Source organism: Achromobacter sp. (assembly GCF_036567245.1).
Taxonomy (GTDB): domain Bacteria; phylum Pseudomonadota; class Gammaproteobacteria; order Burkholderiales; family Burkholderiaceae_B; genus Achromobacter.
This window is the reverse complement of sequence record NZ_DATCUY010000317.1, coordinates 1-5181: the sequence shown is the minus strand read 5'-3', so window position 1 is coordinate 5181 and position 5181 is coordinate 1. Positions and strand designations below refer to the sequence as shown.

The following is a 5181-nucleotide window of genomic DNA, read 5'->3' as shown; positions in this document are numbered from 1 at the left end:
TGGCCCGCGAGGCGTCCGCGCCCGAGGCCGACGAGGCCGCCTGCCGCCGTTTCTACCAGATGCACCCGCAACGCTTCATGGTGGGCGAGCTGATCGAGGCGGACCACATCCTGTTCCAGGTCACGCCCGGCGTGAACCTGGACATGCTGCGTGCGCATGCCAATGTGGTATTGGCGGAACTGATGGAAGATCCCTCGCGCTTCGCCGACGTGGCGCGGGAACAATCGAACTGCCCGTCCGCGGCCTTGGGCGGCAGCCTGGGCCAGTTGGGCCGGGGCGACACGGTGCCGGAATTCGAGCGCGCGGTGTTCGCGCTGCCCGCTGGCGGCCTGCTGCCGCAATTGCTGGAAACCCGCCACGGCCTGCACATCGTGCGGGTGACGCGGCGCATCGAGGGCCGCATGCAGCCCTACGAGCACGTGGCCGCACAGATCGCCACGGCGCTGTCGTCCATGAGCCGCGATACCGCTTGGCGCCAGTACGCCAAGCTGCTGGTCGAACGCGCCGATATCCAGGGCATAGACCTGCAGGGTGGGGAGCCGGAGCGCGTCTACAGCGGGAGCGCCGCATGATGGACGAGCCGGCTGCGGGACCCCTGGTGGACGGCCATGGCCGCCGCATCGACTATCTGCGCGTGTCGGTCACGGACCGTTGCGACCTGCGGTGCAGCTACTGCCTGCCCAAGGACTTCAAGGGCTTCGAAACTCCCGCCAACTGGTTGCGCCACGAGGAAATGGCGCGGCTGGTAGGGCTGTTCGTCGGCTTGGGCGTCAGCAAGGTCCGGCTGACCGGCGGCGAGCCCCTGCTGCGCCGCGGCGTGGCAGGACTGGCGGGCGTCATCGCCGCCATGCCCGGCTTGAGAGACCTGTCCGTATCCACCAACGGCACCCAGCTGGCGCGCCACGCGCAGGACCTGCGCGCCGCCGGGGTCGATCGGCTGAATATCAGCCTGGACACGCTGGATGCCGCCGCCTTCAGCCAGATCACCGGCCGGGACTGCCTGGAGTCGGTGCTGGCGGGGCTGGCCGCGGCCAAGGACGCGGGCTTTGCGCCCATCAAGCTCAATAGCGTGGTGCACGCGGCCACGCCCGAGTCCGAGGTGCGCAGGCTGCTGGACTATGCGGTGGAGCAGGGCTTCGTGCTGCGCCTGATCGAGCCCATGCCCATGGGCAGCTGCGGCCAGGGCTACGCCCATACCGACTTGAACGCCATGGGTGCGCGGCTGGCGGCCGACGCGGGCCTGCTGCCCGCCTTGAGCGGGACAGGCGCGGGCCCGGCGCGCTACTGGACCACGGGCCACGGAACGCCAGTGCTGGGCGTGATCACGCCCATGTCGCGCCACTTCTGCGCCGCCTGCAACCGCGTCAGGCTGGGCGTGGACGGCACCTTGTACCTTTGCCTGGGTCAGGAAGACCAGGTGCCGCTGGGCCGCCTGCTGCGCGCGGGCGCCAGCGATGCCGATCTGGTCCAGGCGATCCAGGCCGGCATTGCCGCCAAGCCTGAGCGCCACGACTTCGTGGCCCGTCCCGAACGCATCGTGCGCTTCATGGCGCAGACGGGAGGCTGAGATGCGCGATATCGAACGGCTGGTCGACGGCTTCCAACGCTTCCAGCAGCAGTACTACGAGGACGCGCCATCGCTCTACCGAAATCTTTGCGAAGGCCAGCACCCCAGCACCCTGCTGGTCGGGTGTTGCGATTCGCGGGTCGATCCGGCCATGTTGCTGGGGTGCGACCCGGGGGACATCTTCACCGTGCGCAACGTGGCCAACCTGGTGCCGCCGGCCAGCACGGACCGGGGGTTGCAAGGCGTGCTGGCCGCGATACAGTTCGCGGTCGAGCAATTGCAGGTCAGCCGCATCATCGTGCTGGGGCACGCCCACTGCGGCGGCATACGCGCGCTGATGGAGCGGCGCACCCGGGGCGACGGCGAGACCGATTACCTGGAACGCTGGATGGACATCGCCGAACCGGCGCGCAAGCAGGTGCTGCAGCAGATGCCGCAGGCGACGGCGGCCGAACGCCGGCGGGCCTGCGAGCAGGCGTCCATCCTGATTTCATTGCGCAACCTGGAAGACCTGCCTTTTGTCCGCCGCGGGGTGGAGGCGGGCAGCCTGACCCTGCACGGCTGGTATTTCGACCTGGTGGCTGGCGCTTTGCTGGCATACTCGGCGCGGGCGGACGCCTTCCTGCCCATCGTGTGCCCCTTGTTCACGGAGCTTGCATGACCCCAGTTTTCGGCATCGCCGGCCGTTCCGGCAGCGGCAAGACCACCCTGATCGAGGCCATGCTGCCCTTGCTGGCCGCGCGCGGCCTGCGGGTCAGCGTCATCAAGCACAGCCATCACGACTTCCAGATGGAGCCGCCCGGCAAGGACAGCGCCCGCTTCCGGCAGGCGGGCGCGCTGGAGGTGATGGTGGCCTCGCCGTTCCGCTACGCCATCGTCCACGAACTGCGCGATGCGCCCGAGCCCACCCTGGACGACCAATTGGCGCGCCTGTCGCCGGCAGACCTGGTGTTGGTCGAAGGCTTCAAGCAGGCTGCGATCCCGCGCCTCGAGGTGTACCGGCCCGCCCTGGGCAAGCCGCCCCTGCATGGGGAAGACCACAGTTTCCTGGCGGTGGCCACCGACGCGCCGCTGGCTACCGGCTTGCCCAGCCTGCCGGTCAACGAGCCGCAGCAAGTCGCGGACTTCATCTGCCGCACCCTTGGGCTGGCTTGAGGGCCCGCAGCCGGAGCAGGGCGCGCAGCGGCTACACTGGAACCCGCCGCACTCCTCAAGCAAGCCCGCGTTGAAAGCCATGAAGCCCACCGATACCGCCGCCGAATCCGACGGCCTGCCTTCGCCCCGGCATCGCCTGTCCACGCGCATCGTCATCAGTTCCTTGGTGGCGCTGGTGGTGGTGTTGTCCATGGTCAGCTGGACGCTATGGCTGTCCTGGCAGCTGGAAGGCGCGGGCGCCGCCATCAACGATACGGGCAGCCTGCGCATGCGGGCCAACCGCGTGGCGGTGGAGCTGATGCGTCCGCAGGCCGGGCGCGAATTCCGTACCAATGAACAGGTCCAGCTGATGGATGACACCATCGCCCGGCTGGCGCGCGGCAATCCGGCGCGTCCGCTGTTCATCCCCAACGACGGGGCCATCCGCAAGCAATGGCGCGATGTGGCCGCCTATTGGTACGACATCATGAAGCCTGCGGCCAGGCGCGCCCTGGAGCAGCCGGAGTCCACGACCTACCTGGAAACCCTGCCGGAGTTCGTGGCCCGGGCGGACACGCTGGTGCGCATGATCGAACAGGACAATGCCGGCAAGACCACTTCGCTGCGCCTGTCGCAGGGCGTGCTGGCGGCGATCGCCAGCGCCGGCACGCTGGCGATGATCTACCTGTTGTACCTCTGGATCATCTCGCCGGTGCTGCGGTTGCGGGACGGCCTGCAGCGCATGGCCGCCAGGGAATTCAGCACCCGGCTGCCGGTGGAAAGCAAGGACGAATTCGGCGTGCTGGCGCGCGGCTACAACCGCATGGCCGACGAACTGCAGGATCTGTACACCGGCCTGGAGCGGCGCGTCGAAGAGAAGACCGCCCAATTGGCCGCGCAGAACCGCGACATCGGCGCGCTCTACGACATGGCCGCCTTCCTGAACCAGCCCAACGAGATCGAAGCGCTGTGCGACGGCTTCCTGCGACGCGTGATGCTGCAGTTCGACGCGGAGGGCGGCAGCATCCGGGCGCTGGATCCCAACAACGAGCAGCTCAACCTGATGGTGTCGGTGGGGTTGTCCGACGAACTGGTCGAATCCGAGCATTGCATGCGGGTGGACGACTGCTATTGCGGCGTCGCCACGCGGCAGGCTGGCGTCATCGTGATCCAGGATTTCCGCGAGTCGCCGCCTGCGATGGAACTGAACTGCCAGCGCGACGGCTTCGCCAGCGTGGCCGTGTTCCGCATCGTCACGCGCGACGAGGTGCTGGGTTCGTACTCCCTGCATTTCCGCCAGCAACGCCGCCTGTCGCCGGCTGAATCCCAGCTGCTGGAAACGTTGGGCCAGCATCTGGGCGTGGCCCTGGACAACCGCCGCCTGAGCGCCCAGGCGCGGCAGTTGGCCGTGGTGCGCGAGCGCGGGCTGGTGGCGCAGGGGTTGCACGACAGCCTGGCCCAGGGCCTGAACTTCCTGAACCTGCAATTGCAGATGCTGGACGCCGCCGTCAAGCGCGGCGACCAGGCGGAGATCGACGAGATCCTGCCGTTGCTGCGCACCGGCGTGGACGAAAGCTACCAGGACGTGCGCGAGCTGCTGACCAACTTCCGCACCAAGCTGTCGCAGGGCGACCTGCAGGCCGGCATCGAAGACACCGTGGCGCGTTTCCGGCGCCAGACCGGGATCGAGACCGAATTGCGCTTCGGACGAGGCGAGGGCGCGCCGCTGCCGCCCGACGAGCAGCTGCAGGTGCTGTTCATCCTGCAAGAGGCGCTGTCCAATGTGCGCAAGCATTCCGAAGCCAGCCATGTGCGCATCGATGTCGCCAATGATCGCGACTTCAGCCTGGTCATTAGCGACGACGGCCAGGGCTATGACCCTGCCGAGGTGGCAGAGCGCGGCGAATCGCACGTGGGCCTGCACATCATGCGCGAGCGCGCAGCCCGCATGCGCGCCGTGATAAAACTTGAATCGCAGCCCGGCGCCGGCACGCGCGTCGCGCTGACCCTGCCCGGCAGCGAACGCCAGGCCGCCTGAACTTTCCGACCATGCCCATCCGTATCCTCCTCGTCGACGACCACACCCTGTTCCGCTCGGGCGTGCGCCTGTTGCTGCAACGCCAGCCCGATTTCGAGGTCGTGGCCGAGGCCGGCGACGGCGTCGAAGGCCTGAAGCGCGCCAAGGAACTCAAGCCCGACGTGGTTCTGCTGGACCTCAACTTGCCGGGCCTGTCCGGGCTGGAAACGCTGCAGCTGCTGACCCAGGAACTGCCTTCCTGTGCGGTCATCATCCTGACGGTGTCGGAAGAGGCCGACGAATTGGGCCAGGCGCTGCGCGACGGCGCCCGCGGCTACCTGGTCAAGAACATCGACGCAGACGCGCTGACCGCCGCGATCCGCCGCGCCGCGGGCGGCGAACCCGTCATCGCCGAGAGCATGACCGCCAAGCTGGTCGAGCAGTTCCGCGGGCAGGCCAGCCT

6 protein-coding genes are annotated in these 5181 nt (G+C 68.3%); all 6 read left to right on the top strand.

What is annotated here, in order from left to right:
• The coding region (locus VIR09_RS13960; RefSeq protein ID WP_332013401.1) for a peptidylprolyl isomerase at positions 1–572 on the top strand (572 nt) is incomplete at its 5' end.
• On the top strand, positions 569–1567 hold the full coding sequence (gene moaA, locus VIR09_RS13955) for a GTP 3',8-cyclase MoaA (RefSeq protein ID WP_332013400.1): 999 nt from the start codon (positions 569–571) through the stop codon (positions 1565–1567). The genes VIR09_RS13960 and moaA, both read left to right, overlap by 4 nt.
• Position 1568: 1 nt before the next feature.
• Complete coding sequence (locus VIR09_RS13950; RefSeq protein WP_332013399.1) at positions 1569–2228, top strand: carbonic anhydrase; 660 nt, start codon at positions 1569–1571, stop codon at positions 2226–2228.
• A complete protein-coding gene (gene mobB, locus VIR09_RS13945) occupies positions 2225–2722 on the top strand; it encodes a molybdopterin-guanine dinucleotide biosynthesis protein B (protein WP_332013398.1) in 498 nt (165 codons plus the stop codon). Before VIR09_RS13950 ends, mobB begins: the two co-directional genes overlap by 4 nt.
• A 79-nt stretch (positions 2723–2801) precedes the next feature.
• Positions 2802–4739 (top strand): type IV pili methyl-accepting chemotaxis transducer N-terminal domain-containing protein, encoded by a 1938-nt coding sequence (locus VIR09_RS13940; protein ID WP_332013397.1) that lies wholly within the window; start codon positions 2802–2804, stop codon positions 4737–4739.
• 11 nt (positions 4740–4750) lie between these two features.
• Positions 4751–5181, top strand: a 431-nt coding sequence (locus VIR09_RS13935) for a response regulator transcription factor (protein WP_332013396.1), incomplete at its 3' end; no start/stop codon positions are given.